Origin of the sequence: Timonella sp. A28 (genome assembly GCF_051200815.1) — a bacterium.
In the GTDB taxonomy this organism is placed as follows: Bacteria; Actinomycetota; Actinomycetes; order Actinomycetales; family Cellulomonadaceae; genus Timonella.
On record NZ_CP195159.1, the window covers coordinates 2,537,563 to 2,554,461 of the forward strand.

The window sequence follows — 16,899 nt, forward strand, 5'->3', positions numbered from 1 at the left end:
TAAACCTGAGAGGGAGCAGGAAACGCCTGTTTCCTGCTCCCTCTCATGGGTGATTATTTTTGCTGCCAACTATGCCAAAGCGCAGCATATTCGCCATCCGCGGCAACAAGATCATCGTGAGAACCAATCTCGCTGATCCGACCTGCCGTAACCACAGCAACCCGATCTGCATCATGTGCCGTGTGCAGCCGGTGCGCAATCGCAACCACTGTTCGTCCTTCAAGCACTGCGTTTAAGGACTGCTCAAGATTGCGAGCGGCACGCGGATCAAGCAGGCTCGTCGCTTCATCAAGGATGAGCGTATGAGGGTCAAGGAGAACCAAACGCGCCAACGCGATTTGTTGTGCTTGTGCTGGAGTGAGTGTGTGACCACCAGAACCAACCTCGGTTTCTAAACCTTCAGGTAGTTTCTGTGCCCATTCAAGAGCCCCAACCGCATTGAGTGCCCGTTCGAGCTTTTCGGTGGGTGCTTCAGGTGCGGCAAGAAGCAAGTTTTGGGCTAGGGTTCCCACAAACACGTGGTGCTCTTGTGTCACGAGTGCAACATGGGAACGCAGGTCTTCCAACGGCAGATCAATGAGTGGCATGTTGCCAACATGCACTGTTCCACCAGTTGGAGGGTGAATACCTGCAAGCATGCGCCCTAACGTTGACTTTCCTGCACCTGACGGTCCAACAACAGCAAGCCGCTCACCAACGTTGAGTTCAATATCGATCCCGTGCAGCACGTTATGGCCTTCACGGTAAGCATATTCAATGTTTTCCCCAACAATTGCGTCGTGCTCTGGCGTTCCATCCTTAGCTTCACGGTCCGCTTCAACATGCCCCACACCGATGATGCGTGCCATAGACGTTGCAGCTACTTGTGATTCATCAAGCCAAAAGACAAGGTCCCAAATAGGGCCAACCATTTGCGTGGTGTACAATAGCACAGTGGTAAGCGCACCAACACTGGCGTGACCTTGCGCAACCATGAAAGCACCCCACAGCAGGACGAGGATCGGCGCAATAGCGAACGACAAGTCCATGCCTGGAATAAGAACAGTTCGCAGGTTCAAGGTCCGTTTCTCGGCACCTAAAGACTGAGTGATGCCACGTTCCACAATGTCTTGACGTTTACGAGAAAGCGAAAGCGCCTCAATGGTTTTAGCACCTTCAACGGACTCAGTGATGTCAGCATACATCTGCGTGTAAGCAGCAGATTCTTTGATGTACGCCTTAGGTGCACGAGGCAAATACCAGCGACCTACAAAATAGAGCAGCGGCAACCCAGCGAACACCGCAATTGAGATCGTAGGTGATGTCACAACAGCAGCAATCAGCGTGATGATAACTGTGGCTGTCGAAACCAGAATTTGCGGCACACCAAACCGGACAGTGTGTTGCACACGGTTGATGTCGTGAGTCGTGCGACTCACAAGGTCACCCGTACCGGAACGCTCCACAACCGATAACGGTAGGTTCGTTGCAGTATCGATGAAATCTTCACGCAGCTGCGCAAAAACTGTTTCGCCCAAAGTCATAGACAAGCGTCGTGCAAAACGAGTAATAACCGCTTGCACAATGACCGCTGCAACAACAATAAGAACAGCAGTGTTCACATAGCTTGGTGTCGTGCCTTTAACAACAGCGTCAACAATGCGCCCAATAGCTATGGGGCCGGCAAGTGCTGCGACAGCAGCAAAGCCGTGCAGCAAGACAACATACAGAAGTGATTTCTTGTACTTCTTGATGAGGTTTGCAGAATATGCGCGCACCGTTGGGCCATCAGCGATGGGCAGACGAGAATCTTGCGATTCTGTGGTGGTGTCTTGATCATCAATAACAATCATCAGTGTGACACCTCCTGTTCTGTTCCTAAAGTGTGTAGTTCGCGTGCGTCGGTATCTTCGTCGCCGACTTCACGGGCAACGATTGCGCGATACGTGCGCCCTACCGTAGACATGTCAGACATGAGCTCACTGTGTGTTCCCGTGCCTATAACTTTTCCGTCGTTATCGAGCACTTCAATGGCATCCATGTGTTCCAAAACGAGTGGGCTTGCCGTAACAACCAGAGTCGATTTACCAGCCCTGTACTGACGCAGTTGCGCACCGATGCGAGCTTCAGTGTGCGCATCGACAGCGCTCGTAGGCTCAATCAAGATTAAGTGTTCTGCCTCAGTGAGTAGGGCTCGTGCGAGAGCGACACGTTGGCGCTGCCCACCCGACAAGGAACGACCCTTTTCAGGAAGTTCAGAGTCCAAACCGTGCGGCAACGACTCAAGCACATCGTGCGCGTCTGCAACATGCAACGCATTCAAGATGGTGCTGTCGTCAGTTCCACCTCGAGTGTCCAACCCCGCGCGCAACGTTCCAGCAAAAATATGTGGAGTTGATTCCGCCAACACAATCGAACGACGAAGATCATCTTTCACATAGTCCTTCAGCAAAATCCCGTTGTATGTAACGCGAGTGTCTGATTCTGCTGCATCGTTGAAACGAGCCATACGGGTAGCGATAAGAGCAGACACGTCAGGGTCAGCAGCTACAAGCGCCACATACCGGCCGTTTTCTAAAGTGGTACCAGAAACCTCGTCGATAAGTGAGCCACCAGAAGCAACAGGAGTAATGCTGCCCGTGTCTGGTGTGTGGTTCTTGACGGAAAGAACCTTCAAGACTCGGATAACACCCACCTTCGCGCGAGTAGCGATTTGCACCATCTGAATGAGGTTATACATGGGCCATGTTAGGAACGCTGCATATCCGTAAAAGGTGACGAGCTGGCCAGCGGTGATCTCGCCAGCAACCGCAGCCTGAGCACCAACCCACATAACAACAGCAACGAAAATCCCAGGCAAAAGAACCTGCAAACCGTCCATGTTGGCTTGCATGTTAGCTACAGAGACACCAGCGTCACGTACTTTCTGCGACTGCTCTTTATAACGTTGCGTAAAGACGGCTTCGCCACCGATACCACGCAAGATGCGCAGGCCAGTAACAGTGTCCGAACCGAGCGAAGTTAATCGTCCAGTCACTTCACGCTGGTGTTCCTGCCTTTTCTGCAGTGGCTTAATCAAGAAACCTAAAATGACTGCCACTGTGGGCAAACCTAAAGCAATAATGAGCCCAAGCTTGACCGAAGTGTTCAGCATGAAAACACCGACCACAACGTATGTCGCAAGACTGCCCATAAAACGCGCAGTCTGAAAATACAGGTCACCTAAACGGTGAGCGTCAGAGGTCACCGACGAAACAACTTCACCAGTTGGAAGTTCCTCGCGGATCGCATCACCACGTGTGCTCACCGTATCTGAAATGAGTCGCGACGTCGTGAGTGCAGCACGCACCCACGACAGCACATCAAACCTGTGGCCGAGTGCTGCAGCAGACACTTGTACAACACCAGCAGCCAACAAAACGCCAGCCCACATGAGAACGTCTTTCGTCAGCCCGTTCTCAAGCCCAGAGTCGAGTGCACGACCAATTGCGAAAGGAGTCGTAGCTTGGGCAACGAAAGCAATGATGCCAAGCAAGATAGCAAAAAAGAGTACGCCGGCTTGCTTCGATGCAAGCCACATGACATATCGAAGAGGTGACGCAAGCACCTTGTCATTTGGTGTTACTACAGGTATTTTCCACACGTTCACTACCCTAGAGTGAGGGTGCGACAATAGTTAAGTCTTTTTATGCACCGTGTCGGTAGCATTTCGTTTCAAATGGGGTTATGTCTAATGCACGAACAAGCAAATAGTAGTGAACGGGTCATCTCTGCTGCCGAATCAGCACTGACAAGATATCGCGTTATGGCGATCATCACAGGAGTGATGTTGTTGCTACTTGTCGTTGAAATGCTCATAATTTACGCGTTCAAAGCACACTCGTTGAAACCGTACATTGCATGGATTCCATTTGCGCACGGCTGGATTTACGTGGTTTACCTCATCACAGTCATTGACCTGTGGGTGAAAATGCGCTGGAAGCTCAAACGTCTCATAAATCTTGTACTCGCCGGTGTCGTTCCAGTCCTTTCATTTATCGTCGAGCATCAAGTCACAGGTGAAGCGCGCGCTCGAATCCAAGCGGCACGTGACCTCAGCACACACGATGACAACGTAGAAAACTCTTCCGTGGAGTCATAACGCATGAGTGGACTAAGCGCCGCAACAGGGAAAGATCATCGCCGGCGATATCGGGTCTTCCTCATTAGCGCCCTATGCGCAATAGTGGTGTGGGGGAGTGCCGCGCTTAGTCCCGCCCACACCCGACACCTAACAGACGCCACAGATGAACGCGCCACCGCCCACGAGGTAGCGTTTAGCCACACGCAGCCAATGCGAAAAGCTCTCAGCGCGCACGGGCTTAAAAATGAGTTGTGCCCAGATCTGAACGACCCCGCATCAGTTGCACCCTTACGGATTGAGCAGCAAGCGATCGCCGCCACCTGTGTCATAGAACGAGCAGGGTTCGCCCTTGTGCAGGGGCACACAATGAAAACCCATGCGCAAGACTCCGGCGCCCAATGCATGTGGGTAACTCGAGAAGGAAAAGCCGTTGAGCCCGCACAACAGGCAACTTTCAATAACCTTTCTGAAGGAATGTGGGTGTGCACAGGCGTTGAAAGTATCTGGGCGCAACGAGGCGGAACCGCCTACGGGAACACGTTTCTAACCCCAATGTCTCGCAAAGAATTTTTACAACGCGCTAGCACTACACAACTTATGGAGCACGAATACCAGCATTATTTGCAGTGGACGCTCCTCGGCGACAAATTCGCGACACTATATGCCTTAGCTGGAAGCAACCCCTGCAACAACGTTTTTGAACGCACAGCGAACCTTGACGATGGAGGCTACAGCTGTTCGTGAGGTAAATCCCTATTAGAGGTGCTCAGGATCACCAGATCCGGCACACTGCGGCGGCGAAACCCAAGTAACATAGTGGGGTGACCCAAACTCAAGGCTCTCTACCACGACCAGTTCTCGTCGTCGACTTCGGAGCCCAGTACGCCCAACTGATTGCACGTCGAGTGCGTGAGGCACGGGTGTATTCCGAAATCGTCCCTCACACATTTTCTGTCGAGCAGATGCTCGCCAAAAACCCAGCAGCGATCATCCTTTCGGGTGGTCCTTCTTCCGTTTATGAAGCTGGCGCGCCATCCGTTGACGCTGCACTATTTGATGCAGGCGTCCCAGTGCTCGGCATCTGTTACGGCTTCCAAGCCATGGCGCAAGCTTTAGGCGGCACTGTCGCTCAGACAGGAGTAAGCGAATACGGTGGCACGGACGTGTCCGTATCAGCCGCTGGAACCCTTCTTGCCGGTTCCCCTGATATGCAACGTACGTGGATGAGCCACGGCGACGCTGTACATGCAGCACCAGCAGGCTTTGAGGTTCTTGCAACGTCTCAAGGTGCCCCTGTGGCAGCTTTTGAAGATGTTAACCGCAAGCTCTTTGGTATGCAGTGGCACCCAGAGGTCAAGCATTCCCTTGATGGGCAAAAAGCTTTAGAGAACTTCCTTTACAACGGTGCAGGTCTGCAGCCAGACTGGACCGCAGGCAACGTTATTGCCGACCAGATTGAGGCCATTCAAGCTCAAGTCGGAACAGACCGCGTAATCTGCGGACTGTCCGGAGGCGTCGACTCATCCGTTGCAGCAGCACTCGTGCAACGCGCGATCGGGGAGCAACTCACCTGCGTATTTGTTGATCACGGGCTCCTTCGCGAAGGCGAAGTTGAGCAAGTTGAGCAAGATTTCGTTGCAGCAACAGGTGTCCGACTCAAAACAGTCGATGCACGTGAACAGTTCTTGACTGCACTCGCTGGCGTTACCGACCCAGAAACAAAGCGCAAGATTATCGGTCGTGAATTTATTCGCACCTTCGAAGCCGCAGCACGAGAAATCGTTGAAGAGGCAGGCGAAACCGGTTCTGAAGTTAAATGGCTGGTACAAGGAACTCTCTACCCAGACGTTGTTGAATCTGGTGGGGGCGAAGGCGCAGCAAACATTAAGAGCCACCACAATGTGGGCGGCCTTCCAGACGACCTACAGTTCAAGCTGATTGAACCGTTGCGCACTTTGTTTAAGGACGAAGTCCGTGCAGTTGGGTTGGAACTTGGCGTTCCTGAGGCAATCGTGTGGCGTCAACCGTTCCCCGGACCAGGCCTTGGTATTCGTATCGTTGGTGAAGTTACTGGTGATCGTCTAGATTTGCTTCGTCGAGCAGATGCTATTGCTCGTGAGGAACTGACGCGTGCAGGTCTTGACCGTGACATTTGGCAGTGCCCTGTTGTACTGCTGGCAGATGTTCGTTCCGTAGGTGTGCAAGGTGACGGACGTACCTACGGCCACCCGATTGTGTTGCGTCCAGTTTCTTCAGAAGACGCTATGACAGCGGACTGGTCACGTCTTCCATACGATGTTCTCGCCACGATTTCTACGCGTATCACTAACGAGGTTAAGGATGTTAACCGAGTGGTATTGGATGTGACATCGAAGCCGCCAGGCACCATTGAGTGGGAGTAAACCCGTCTTGTTGTTGGCAAGATGAGTGCTCTTTTTAAAGTGTAAGCAAGATGTCCCTTATGCATATAAGCGTAAGGGACATCTTGCTTTTAAAAGTATGAGTGGCTGTTGCGGTTGCTGTTATGTGGGGATGTTCTGTGAAGGACAATGGTCCTGCGGAGGCCGCATGTGTGAGGTTGAAATGAAATTATCTGAGTGTTTCTGGCGTGGGTTCTTTTGCTGACACCAATCTTGCGTTTTATGGTTGTAACGAAAGTGTTGGTTCCTTCGATATCATCACTCACAAAGAAAGCGGGTTTTTCCCATGTCAACAAAGGTTACGGTTAACCAATCGAAATCCGTGAAGGTTATTGGACTTATCACGGTTATCGTTGGTGTCATCATGTTCATTGCGGGAGCCTTCGCATATGGTCTTGTCGGTTCTTATCTCAAAGACGAGAAAATTACCGTTTCTTCCGATGCATCGTGGTTAGCTGACAAAGAAGTAGCTGGCCCCTTCACCGCATTCTCGCAGGCAGACATCATTAACAAGCACGCTCTCGATGCGACTGGTGGAAAAACGTATGCGGAGCTTCCTCGCGAAGACCCACTACGTGACACCGCAATGTCAGCTTCATTCTTGCGTGCATCGCTCTTCACCTCAGTTGTTTCCTTTGGTGTGGCAGCGCTTGTGATGGCTGTTGGTGTGCTGTTTGGTCTGGTCGGCTGGGCTTTGGTCAAAGTCTCTGGCGGTCCGTCGGTTGTCACTGAGTCAACCGCTCCAGCGCCTATGCAGCCAGGCCCAGAGCAGGTCTAAATAGCCAAGCGCTATAACAAAAGCAAGAGTCGGGACAAAATAGGCTTAGCCTCCCGACTCTTGCTTTTGTGCTGGAATAGAAAAATATTCGTGTGTGGTGTGGAACGAAACGCATTGCTTCGGTAAGTTCAATACGTTATCTGACCACTGAGGAGAAAAATGAGTTCGCGAATCACAATTAAACCCAGCCGGGGGGTTTCCCTTGCCGGTTTGGTCGCGGTGACCGTTGGTCTGATATTGGTCATCGTAGGGGGGATAACGTGGGGTCTTATCTCTCAGCAATTGGCAAGTGAACGCATTACAGTTTCAGAAGATGCAGCGTTCTTTGCTAACAAAAAAGTAAATGACCCGCTTTCTGCTTATGCGCAAGCTGACGTTATTCGCAAGCATTCACTCGATGCGACTGGCGGTCGAACGTATGCAGAAATTCCGCGTGAAGATCCAGTGCGTGACACCGCTATGAACGCTTCATTCCTGAGGGCCTCACTGTTTACTTCAGTGGTGTCGTTTGGTTTGGCTGCGTTCGCTATCGCTGTAGGTATTGTCTTCATACTTGTTGGTTGGGCAGTTCGTCGTCTTGCTGGCGGTCCTCCTGTCATTGTGGAAACACAAAGCACAGGACCGATCATTGTTGAAACTCCATACAGCACAACAGCACGCGAGGACGAAGAACCGTACGAGCCAGTGATGGCTGTAGAGCCGGTGCCTGCACCACCTGCGCCACAGACACCACCCGTAAGGCGTGAGCCGGTGCCTACCGGTCCAATTCCAGTTCTTGCGGTTAATGGAACTGATGCAGCGGCTTCCGCTCAACGTGCTGTTGACGCAATGTCTGAGGGTTCGAAGACTTCGCAGATCCCGGGGTCTCCTGCTTCGCGTGCACGCGCTGCCGCAGTGGATTCTTCTGCGGTGAGTGCTGCTAGCGCTGCATCGCCCGTTGATGAGGGGGCAGTAGCTTCCGACAAGTCTTCTGCAGCTAACACTGAAGCTGCTACGCAGGAACAAACCCCTGAACCTGCCTTGCAGATTTCTCGTTCGGAACGCCTTATCTCAGAATCACGTGCACGCTCTGAATCAGATGCACACAAAAACGGGATGACTGGCACTATTCCAATTGTCGGTGCTGCACCAGAACAAGATAAAACTCCCACAGCACAGGACAGCCAAGACACTAACCAAACGAGTGGAAGCAAAAAGAAGCGACGAGGTAAGCCTCAAACTTCACAAGCTACGCCGGTTTCACCGTCTGATGCTGCTGAACCTGAACCAACAACTGGGGCTATCGGCTGGCAGTCACCTCAAGACCGCCTGAAATAAGACAAGAATAAGTGAGGGGTAGAACATTCGTGTTCTACCCCTCACTTATTTATTTTTTCTTCACAGCTCTTACAAGCGCACTTGTCAGGAGCACTAACCCGCTCACACCTAAGGTACCTATAGCTACAAGTTCTGTATCTATGTGGTATCCAGCAATGATTGCAAAAGTTCCTAGCCCAATGATTGTGAGGAGAAGCCCCCACACAATCGTGGTGAAACGAAGTGGGCGTTTAGTGTTCTCGAGAGGAGCTTTTTCTTCAGTAGGTGTGTGCTGCTCTTGGGGATCAACGTGTGGTGAGGACATGATTATTTCTCCTTGATTGAGATCTCGCCAACACCGACACTTAGGTCAAGATGCAAGATGGGCTCTGCCCCATTTGCGACGAGCTCGTTTTCGTAAGTGATTGTTGATCGGCCTATACCACCTTGAGAACCGTGAGTATCAGACACACTGCCAACGGCTACGGCCGTATCTGCGGTGGTGGGGATGTCCGCGGGAACAATGATTCTGAGTTCTCCGATACCACCAGAAAGCGGAATATTAATAGGTGTTGAACTGTAAGAACGTAGTTCTGCACGATCAAGTTCGGTTAAATCAAGGGTTATATCGCCGATGCCAAAACTTGTTCCTTCAGTCAGGGTTTCCACGGACGTTGGAACATATTTCGCATCTGAAATACCGGAGAAGTTTCCTTCACCGATCTTGATTCCGGGCAGTGCAATGGATCCTGCAATCACACCAAATACGAGGGCGGTGGTTGCTAGCGTTCCAGCGCCTCCTGAGGTTTTTCCACGAAAACCATTGATGATGACGGTAATGCCACTGAGGGTGAGCGTGCTCGCAATAAGAATCGCGTACAGAGATAAGTCGCTATCGAAAGCGCCTCGTTCCCGTGCAAAAAACAGTCCAGAAGCGATGAGGAGTAGGAGTCCCGCTAGAACAGCAAATTGTGTTGCTCCGGGGGAGTCATCTACTTTTTTTGGTGGAGTCCAATCCCACGCATTAGTCGTTGGGGGATTTTGTGGCGGGGCCGGGGGCTGTTGAGGGTAATGTCCGTATGTCGTCCACTGTTGAGGTTGAGGTGGAGTTTGGGCAGCAGGCTCATCGTGCAGGCTATGTGATGAAGTGTCGCTGTTGGGCGTATGCACTGTAGGCAGCGGTGTTGTTTCATCAGAACGTTGGTGCACGCTGTCGTCCGTATGCGAGGCTTGCGCAGCAGACGTGTAGGGTGCATTCGGGGTGTTGTGTGGCTGCGGCTGTTGGTAGGTAGGTTTGTGCTGAGGCGTCGATTGCGCCCTAGCTCTCCGTCTTTCACCTGAGAAATAATGTAAATTGAGGCTATTGTGAGGCCAATCCAGAACAGTACAGTGAACTCCCATGGAATGTTCTTTCCAAAAAAGAATAAGCTGTTTAATGCGCCTAGGCCGAGAATCGCAAAAATTCCGGCACCGATCAAGGCTCCATTAAAATTTCCGCGGATAGCCTCTTCCATGTGGATGCGCCCGTCACGTTCTTCAGGTAGCAGCGCCCAAGCAGCAGCGTAAAGCAGCAGACCCAAACCAGAAAAGAGCGCTAAAACGACTAGCCCAGCTCGAACAATAATGGGGTCAATGTTGAGCCGACGAGCAAGACCTCCGGCTACGCCACCAATCCACCGAGTTTCACTGCGAAAGAACCCAGACTGGCGGATTGAATCAAAGAACTTCTTTCCACCGTGGTTGCCCTCTTTCGGGTTGTTGTGTTCCGGAGGCATCCACCCGTTGGTGTTGCCAGGGCCGGTCCCTTCAGGTTGTCCGGTGGTGTTGTGTACGTTTTCCATAGTTCAATGGTTTCGCGTAAACCATGATTTTGCTATCGGGTAATCCCCTGAATAGACCCTGATCATTGTGTCCCCCTCTCGATCAGGGCCAGTGAGTATGACACGATTTAGTTGTGTCCTTGTATTTACCGAATGTTGATCCGTCGCCGCGCCTGCCTTTGCGCCGTCCTATCGAAGGGCAGCGCGTATCTGGCGTGTGTGCAGGGCTTTCTCTGCATCTTGGTATCCCGGTTAAAACAATCCGAAATGTTTTTATTATTTTGACTTTGGCGGCTGGAGTCGGGGTAGTACTTTATATATTTTTCGCATTGACGATCCCGCGTGGTGACCCGCACGCGCTAGCAAAAGACTTAAGCCTTGATGTTCGTTTGCGTCCAGCTTTAACAGGGGAAGAAAAACCTCCTGTTCAACCATGGTGGCAGGCTATCCCACTTCGCGACATCACAGTTGGCGTAATCTTTGTTGCCATCACCGCCTTATTAATCGCAGACAGGTTGGGGGCGCATCTTGATTGGACGTGGGTATTAGCCGGAGTCGTCGTTGTCGTCGGACTATTTTTAGCGTGGGGGCAACTTGATTCTCGACGACGAGGCGAATTCCTTGAACAAACCGGCGGGAAAACCCCGATGGGGGTTGTGCGCGTCGTCGCGGGCGTTGCGCTCGTCGTCTTAGGTGCGCTGCTTGTAGTCGGACAAGACTCAGGCGGGCGCCTTATGTGGCAGGCGTTGGTTGCCTCCGTTGCAGTCCTAGCCGGTGTCGGTCTAGTGCTGGCGCCATGGTGGTTACGCACCTTGAACGCATTAGGCGAAGAACGCGCAGCCCGCGAGATAGCCAGGCAGCGTGCAGACATCGCAGCGCATTTGCACGATTCGGTGCTGCAAACCTTAGCTCTCATTCAACGCAGTGCAGATCGCCCAGGCGAAGTAACGCGTCTTGCCCGAAACCAAGAACGCGAGTTACGAGAATGGTTATACAACGACCGCGTAATCCCCGGAACCTCGTTAGCGCAAGCAGCACAAGACGCAGTCGCCCAAGTAGAGAACTCTATGACTCTCGATCTCGGCGGAGCGGAAACAGTATCAATAGATCTTGTTGTCGTGGGCGATATGGAACCCGAAGACGGCACCGACGCTTTATTGAACGCAATGAGCGAAGCCCTAAAAAATGCGGTTCGCCATGGTGCCCCGCCAGTAAGCGCCTACCTTGAAATCAGCCAGAACTCAGTAGAAGCCTACGTGACTGACCGCGGCACAGGCTTCGACCTCGATATGCTGGACGACGTAGCCCCAGACCGCTTCGGCGTACGCGAATCCATTATCGGACGAATGGAAAGGCGAGGCGGAACCGTAAAATTCCGTAATATGGCACGTGGTGGCACAGAAGTTCATCTTTCTATGCCACGAAAAACCACTGACATTGCGTCTCACAACGCGACGTGCGAACAAAAGAAGGGCTCATGAACAGCACACACATTACGGTTGCAATCATCGACGACCACGACATGTTTCGAGCAGGAGTGCGCGCAAGCCTAGAATCTTTCGTGCATGTTATTGCTGAAGCAGCAGATGTTGATAGTGCTGTTGAAACCTTGCATGCACAACCCCCGCAAGTAGTTTTGCTTGACGTACACATGCCAGGTGGGTCAGGTGGCGGCGGTGCTGAAGTGTTGCGCAGATGCGCTTCTTTAACATCGACTACCAAGTTTTTGGCACTTTCTGTGTCTGATGCTGCTGAGGATGTTGTGTCTGTTATCAGGGCAGGCGCTCGCGGTTACGTTACAAAGAATATTTCGGGGCCGGAACTGTCAGATGCGATACGCCGGGTAAACAGCGGTGACGCAGTGTTTTCTCCGAGGCTTGCAGGTTTTGTGCTCGATGCGTTTGGCACGCAATCGGCGGATGTGGCTGCCGAAGATGACGAACTGGATAGGCTGAGTGCCCGTGAGCAAGAAGTCATGCGGCTTATCGCACGCGGGTACACGTATCGTGAAGTTGCTTCTGAACTGTTTATTTCTGTGAAGACGGTAGAAACTCATGTTTCTGCTGTGCTGCGTAAATTACAGTTGTCGTCGCGTCATGAGTTAACTCGTTGGGCTGCTGCGCGTCGTCTGCTGTGATGTTACTGTCTCTAACAGTGGACCGAAGGGTGGTTTGATATGCGAGCGAGCGTATATGCGGGAATAATGCTGATATGTCACACCCCACCCTTTTAGTTTGCGCGCACGGAACAGATAATCCGAAGGGTCGCGCATTAGTTTTTTCGTTAGTTGAGCAGGTTCGTCAGAAACTTCCTGAGGTCCGTGTCATTTCGACGTATGTGGATGTTCAGCATCCACAGGTTGATGAGGTTTTAGGGTCATTGTCGGAGCACACGGAAGCCGTTGTTGTACCTCTGCTGCTGTCTAACGGATATCATGTTCGGCACGACATTACTGCGGCCGTGCAGCAGCGGCGTGTGACTGGTGGGCTTACGTGGGCGGCCCCTCCTTTGGGCCCACACCCTTTACTTACTGATGTTTTAGTAGAGCGCATTCATTCCAGCCTTGGTGGGCGCACCCCTGATGAGGTGGTGTTAGTGGCAGCTGGCTCAAGTGATACGAGCGCTATGAAGGACGTCGAAGCTCAAGCGGAGCTGCTTACTCAAGGACTAGGCGTTCCGGTGCGTCCCGCATATCTTTCGGCGGCAGCGCCAACTGTTGAGCAGGCCCTGATGCAGTCAGCGGATGGGTCATTGACTGTTGTTAGTCCGTATCTGATTGCTCCTGGCTTCTTTATGAAGAAACTTCAAGCGATTGTTACGTTAAGAAGCCAAGAGCAAAACAGCGAGTTTGTTGTTGCGGCGCCGTTAGGAGACGAGGCTCGTCTCGCCGAAATCGTCATTGACCGGTATCACACTACGCGCCCGTAAAACAACGTCGCCGACGACGATGACAGCGGGCGGTTGGACGTCTGCTTCACGTGCACGTTGTGCGAGTGTCGCGAGTGTCGCTGTTGTGGTGCGCTGACGAGGTCCAAAGCCGTCTTCTACGATCGCGCAGGGGGTGTCGTGTGGGTTTCCTTGTGCGATGAGTTGTTCAGCGATGGAGTCGATGTGTGCCACACCCATGAGTAATACGAGGGTGTGGTCGTGCGCTAGTGGGAGTTTTGAGAGATCAGCGTGGGCTGTAATAACGGAGAAACCGCGGGAGACCCCACGGTGTGTTACCGGTATTCCGGCGGCACCGGGAACCGCAACGGCTGACGTTACACCGGGTACAACGCTCACGTTGATGCCGTGGGCGACGCAGGCGTCATATTCTTCTCCGCCGCGCCCAAAGACGTATGGGTCGCCTCCTTTTAACCTCACGACTTTTTTACCTAGTGACGCGTAATGGATGAGTGCTCTGTTGATGTCTGCTTGAGAAACAGGATGGTGACCGCCAGTTTTACCGACATCGAGAACTTCGACGTGTTCCCCAATCCATTGCAGGGCCCCACGGGGCGCCAATCTGTCAATAACAAGCACATCTGCGCTTTCGATGTGTTCGCGTGCACTTAACGTCAATAGTTCTAATGCGCCTGGTCCACCGCCTACGAGTACAACTTCACCGGTTTTGTTCCCGACGTGATGTGGGACAGGCACAGCCGCTGATGGTGTGTCGTGTAGTGCCTCGTTAAGTTGTGTGCGTTTATGCAGCAAAAAACTTGCGATGGCATCGCGTACACGCATTGATCGTTTGGGTGATGGAACAGTATTTCCAGTTGATATGACAGCGATTGTTGTGTCGTTGTCTATGTGCAGGGCGGGAGCCCACGCGGTCGCACCTTCAGGGTCAGCACCTTTAAAGCAGAAGATTCGTGCCTGTTCTGCTTCGTGCGCGACAGCGTCGTCTACATCTACTTGTCCGGTGGCTGTTGCAGCGAACCATGCGCTGGCTAGATCCCCGACCTGGTATTCACGAGGCAGCCATGTGACGCATGGGGTGCCAAGGGTGCGTTGCGCGAATGTGGCACTTGCAAGGAGTTCTGTCATGTCGGCACATACCTGAGGGGCAATTACGGTGACGTACGCGCCTGCTTGTACGAAAATTCGTGCTCGTCGAGCGGCCACAGGGCCTCCGCCAATGACGACGACGTTTTTTCCAGCGAATCGTAGGCCGATGGGGGTAATAGCCGACATAGTGTTTCCTTTGCACTGATGAGTGTCACCAACTATTGGGTGACACTCATCAGCTATGGTGCGTTAAATCGTGTATTGAAGGGGACGAGTTTCGGGTTGGACACTTCCAAGAAGTGCGTTGCCAACCATTCCAGCTGCGAGGGTGTACCCGTTCGCCGGATCAATAAGTAAGAAAGAACCTGTTGCGCGTGATTGCGCATATTCTTCTGCTGCTACGCCTTGAGCAAGCCGTAGCGTTACTCCACCAATGTCATTCAGTTCGAGCTCTTGAGCGGGAACCTGTGATGCAGTGGTGAGGTCGAGCCGTCCGTGTACTTCTCGTACGAGCGCTTGAACAACCCGCGTCGTGTGTTTGATGAGTACTTTTGTTCCCGGGCGGAGCGGTTTCTCGGCAAGCCACGCGATAGTGCCATCGATGTCTTGGGTGGCTTCGGGGGCATCGTGTGCGGAGACAATGACATCCCCTCGCGTGAGGTCTACGTCGTTGTCGAGTCGCACTGTGACAGATTGTCCTTGTACGGCTTGTGGCAAACTGCGTCCAAAGAAGTCGATGCCTGCAACAGACGTTGTTATCCCGGAAGGAAGAACAGTGACTTTGTCGCCGACTTTTATGGTTCCCGACGCTACCTGTCCCGCATATCCGCGATAGTCACGGTAATCTGTGCCAGCAGCTGATTGCGGACGAATCACTAGTTGTACAGGGAACCTGAAAGATTCAGTTGATACTGGCTCACCGGCAGGTAACTGTTCTAAAAATTCAAGTAATGCCGGGCCGTCGTACCATGCTGTCTTTTCTGATTTGTCGACAACGTTGACGCCTTCAAGTGCGGAGACAGGAATCGCAGTGATTGAAGTGATACCAAGATCGTGGGCGGCTTCAGAAATATCTGCCTGTAACTCTTCGAATCGTTCTTGTGAGTAATCAACAAGGTCGATTTTGTTTACGGCAACAACCACGTGCGGGACACGAAGTAGCGACAGGACGGCGAGGTGCCTGCGCGTTTGCTCAAGTAAGCCTTTACGCGCATCAATGAGGAGCACAACAACATCAGCAGTTGACGCTCCCGTTACGGTGTTACGCGTGTACTGCACGTGTCCGGGGCAGTCCGCCAAAATGAATGTGCGGTGTGCTGTTGCAAAGTACCGGTATGCAACATCAATGGTGATGCCTTGTTCGCGTTCTGCTCGTAGACCATCAGTGAGCAGGGCAAGGTCAGCGCTGTCGAGCCCTTTATCGCGTGAAATGCGTTCCACAGATTCCAGCTGGTCAGACAATACCGCTTTGGAGTCGTACAGTAGCCGCCCGACGAGGGTAGATTTTCCGTCGTCGACTGACCCTGCTGTTGCAAGTCGAAGAAGTGTGCTCATTAGAAGTAGCCTTCTTTCTTCCGGTCTTCCATTGCTGCTTCAGAGATTTTGTCGTCTGCGCGTGTGGCACCACGCTCAGTGATGCGGGTTGCTGTGATTTCTTCGATGACAGCTGCGACGTCTTTTGCTTCGGACTCCACCGCACCCGTGCAGGACATGTCACCGACTGTGCGGTAGCGTACAAGCCGTGTGGTGACGGGCTCGTCGTCGCGGGGGGTGATGAACTCTGACACCGCTAAAAGCATGCCGTTTCGCTCAACGACGTCACGGTAGTGGGCGTAGTAGAGGGAAGGCAGCTCGATGTTTTCGCGTTCGATGTACCGCCAAATGTCGAGTTCAGTCCAGTTGCTGAGTGGGAAAGCACGAACGTGTTCGCCTGGGCGGTGCCTACCGTTGTACAGGTTCCATAGTTCTGGGCGCTGGTTGCGTGGATCCCATTGCCCAAATTCGTCGCGTAACGAGATGACGCGTTCTTTTGCTCGTGCTTTTTCTTCGTCGCGCCGTCCGCCTCCAAACACGGCATCAAAACGATGCCCTGAAATAGCGTCAAGTAGCGGCTGTGTTTGTAAAGGATTACGTGTGCCATCGAGGCGCTCTTGGAGCCGACCGTCGTCAATGTAGTCTTGCACGCGCGCAACTTCGAGGCGGGCATTCAAGCGTTGTACTGTTTCGTCGCGATACTCAAGAACCTCGGGAAAGTTATGTCCAGTATCAACGTGCAGCAGTGGGAACGGTAGCGGGGCAGGCCACAACGCTTTCACTGCAAGGTGAAGCATAACGACAGAGTCTTTACCTCCCGAGAACAACAGTGCAGGGCGCTCAAACTCTGCAACGACTTCGCGGATGATATGAATGGCTTCGGCTTCAAGCGCGTCGAGAAGCGTGAGCTGTGAGTCGTGATTCTCAGCGGGTTCAGGTACGTTCACGGCTGTGTTT

16 protein-coding genes are annotated in these 16,899 nt (G+C 52.6%); 8 read left to right on the top strand and 8 right to left on the bottom strand.

Features of this window, described 5'->3' with window-relative positions:
* Window positions 1–53 precede the first annotated feature (53 nt).
* Complete coding sequence (locus ACR9EC_RS12070; protein WP_435299459.1) at window positions 54–1,832, bottom strand: ABC transporter ATP-binding protein; 1,779 nt, start codon at window positions 1,830–1,832, stop codon at window positions 54–56.
* Complete coding sequence (locus tag ACR9EC_RS12075; protein ID WP_435299460.1) at window positions 1,832–3,628, bottom strand: ABC transporter ATP-binding protein; 1,797 nt, start codon at window positions 3,626–3,628, stop codon at window positions 1,832–1,834. Before ACR9EC_RS12075 ends, ACR9EC_RS12070 begins: the two co-directional genes overlap by 1 nt.
* An 84-nt stretch (window positions 3,629–3,712) precedes the next feature.
* Here ACR9EC_RS12075 and ACR9EC_RS12080 point away from each other — a divergent pair, with 84 nt between their 5' ends.
* The 5 genes from ACR9EC_RS12080 to ACR9EC_RS12100 all read left to right on the top strand — a co-directional run bounded on the left by ACR9EC_RS12080 (window position 3,713) and on the right by ACR9EC_RS12100 (window position 8,617).
* Window positions 3,713–4,120 carry a DUF3817 domain-containing protein gene (locus ACR9EC_RS12080; protein ID WP_435299461.1) on the top strand — a complete coding sequence of 136 codons (408 nt, stop codon included), beginning with the start codon at window positions 3,713–3,715 and terminating at the stop codon, window positions 4,118–4,120.
* A gap of 3 nt (window positions 4,121–4,123) precedes the next feature.
* The gene (locus ACR9EC_RS12085; RefSeq protein ID WP_435299462.1) at window positions 4,124–4,846 is read left to right on the top strand and encodes a hypothetical protein; all 723 of its coding nucleotides are present in this window, start codon (window positions 4,124–4,126) and stop codon (window positions 4,844–4,846) included.
* Between the two features lie 77 nt (window positions 4,847–4,923).
* The gene (gene guaA, locus ACR9EC_RS12090; protein WP_435299463.1) at window positions 4,924–6,504 is read left to right on the top strand and encodes a glutamine-hydrolyzing GMP synthase; all 1,581 of its coding nucleotides are present in this window, start codon (window positions 4,924–4,926) and stop codon (window positions 6,502–6,504) included.
* A 304-nt stretch (window positions 6,505–6,808) separates the two neighbouring features.
* Complete coding sequence (locus ACR9EC_RS12095) at window positions 6,809–7,300, top strand: aromatic ring-opening dioxygenase LigA (protein WP_435299464.1); 492 nt, start codon at window positions 6,809–6,811, stop codon at window positions 7,298–7,300.
* Window positions 7,301–7,459: 159 nt separating this feature from the next.
* Window positions 7,460–8,617: a hypothetical protein gene (locus ACR9EC_RS12100; protein ID WP_435299465.1), complete on the top strand. Its 1,158-nt coding sequence runs from the start codon at window positions 7,460–7,462 to the stop codon at window positions 8,615–8,617.
* A 49-nt stretch (window positions 8,618–8,666) separates the two neighbouring features.
* Here ACR9EC_RS12100 and ACR9EC_RS12105 read toward each other — a convergent pair whose 3' ends face one another.
* From ACR9EC_RS12105 to ACR9EC_RS12115, 3 genes are all read right to left on the bottom strand, one after another.
* A complete protein-coding gene (locus tag ACR9EC_RS12105) occupies window positions 8,667–8,921 on the bottom strand; it encodes a hypothetical protein (protein ID WP_435299466.1) in 255 nt (84 codons plus the stop codon).
* A 2-nt stretch (window positions 8,922–8,923) separates the two neighbouring features.
* Window positions 8,924–9,355, bottom strand: coding sequence for a LiaF domain-containing protein (locus ACR9EC_RS12110; RefSeq protein ID WP_435300660.1), 432 nt, complete (start codon window positions 9,353–9,355; stop codon window positions 8,924–8,926).
* Window positions 9,356–9,588: 233 nt separating this feature from the next.
* A complete protein-coding gene (locus ACR9EC_RS12115) occupies window positions 9,589–10,437 on the bottom strand; it encodes a PspC domain-containing protein (protein ID WP_435299467.1) in 849 nt (282 codons plus the stop codon).
* Window positions 10,438–10,550: 113 nt separating this feature from the next.
* On the opposite strand from ACR9EC_RS12115, the gene ACR9EC_RS12120 reads away from it, so the two are divergent.
* The 3 genes from ACR9EC_RS12120 to ACR9EC_RS12130 all read left to right on the top strand — a co-directional run bounded on the left by ACR9EC_RS12120 (window position 10,551) and on the right by ACR9EC_RS12130 (window position 13,344).
* Window positions 10,551–11,897, top strand: coding sequence for an ATP-binding protein (locus ACR9EC_RS12120; RefSeq protein WP_435299468.1), 1,347 nt, complete (start codon window positions 10,551–10,553; stop codon window positions 11,895–11,897).
* Window positions 11,894–12,553 carry a response regulator gene (locus tag ACR9EC_RS12125; RefSeq protein WP_435299469.1) on the top strand — a complete coding sequence of 220 codons (660 nt, stop codon included), beginning with the start codon at window positions 11,894–11,896 and terminating at the stop codon, window positions 12,551–12,553. Before ACR9EC_RS12120 ends, ACR9EC_RS12125 begins: the two co-directional genes overlap by 4 nt.
* 74 nt (window positions 12,554–12,627) lie before the next feature.
* Window positions 12,628–13,344 carry a sirohydrochlorin chelatase gene (locus tag ACR9EC_RS12130; RefSeq protein ID WP_435299470.1) on the top strand — a complete coding sequence of 239 codons (717 nt, stop codon included), beginning with the start codon at window positions 12,628–12,630 and terminating at the stop codon, window positions 13,342–13,344.
* Here ACR9EC_RS12130 and cobA read toward each other — a convergent pair.
* The 3 genes from cobA to cysD all read right to left on the bottom strand — a co-directional run bounded on the left by cobA (window position 13,282) and on the right by cysD (window position 16,889).
* Window positions 13,282–14,595 (bottom strand): uroporphyrinogen-III C-methyltransferase, encoded by a 1,314-nt coding sequence (cobA, locus tag ACR9EC_RS12135; protein ID WP_435299471.1) that lies wholly within the window; start codon window positions 14,593–14,595, stop codon window positions 13,282–13,284. The two genes, ACR9EC_RS12130 and cobA, sit on opposite strands and share 63 nt — an antisense overlap.
* 63 nt (window positions 14,596–14,658) lie before the next feature.
* The gene (locus ACR9EC_RS12140) at window positions 14,659–15,963 is read right to left on the bottom strand and encodes a sulfate adenylyltransferase subunit 1 (RefSeq protein WP_435299472.1); all 1,305 of its coding nucleotides are present in this window, start codon (window positions 15,961–15,963) and stop codon (window positions 14,659–14,661) included.
* A complete protein-coding gene (cysD, locus tag ACR9EC_RS12145) occupies window positions 15,963–16,889 on the bottom strand; it encodes a sulfate adenylyltransferase subunit CysD (RefSeq protein ID WP_435299473.1) in 927 nt (308 codons plus the stop codon). The genes ACR9EC_RS12140 and cysD overlap by 1 nt, the downstream gene beginning before the upstream one ends.
* Window positions 16,890–16,899 lie beyond the last annotated feature (10 nt).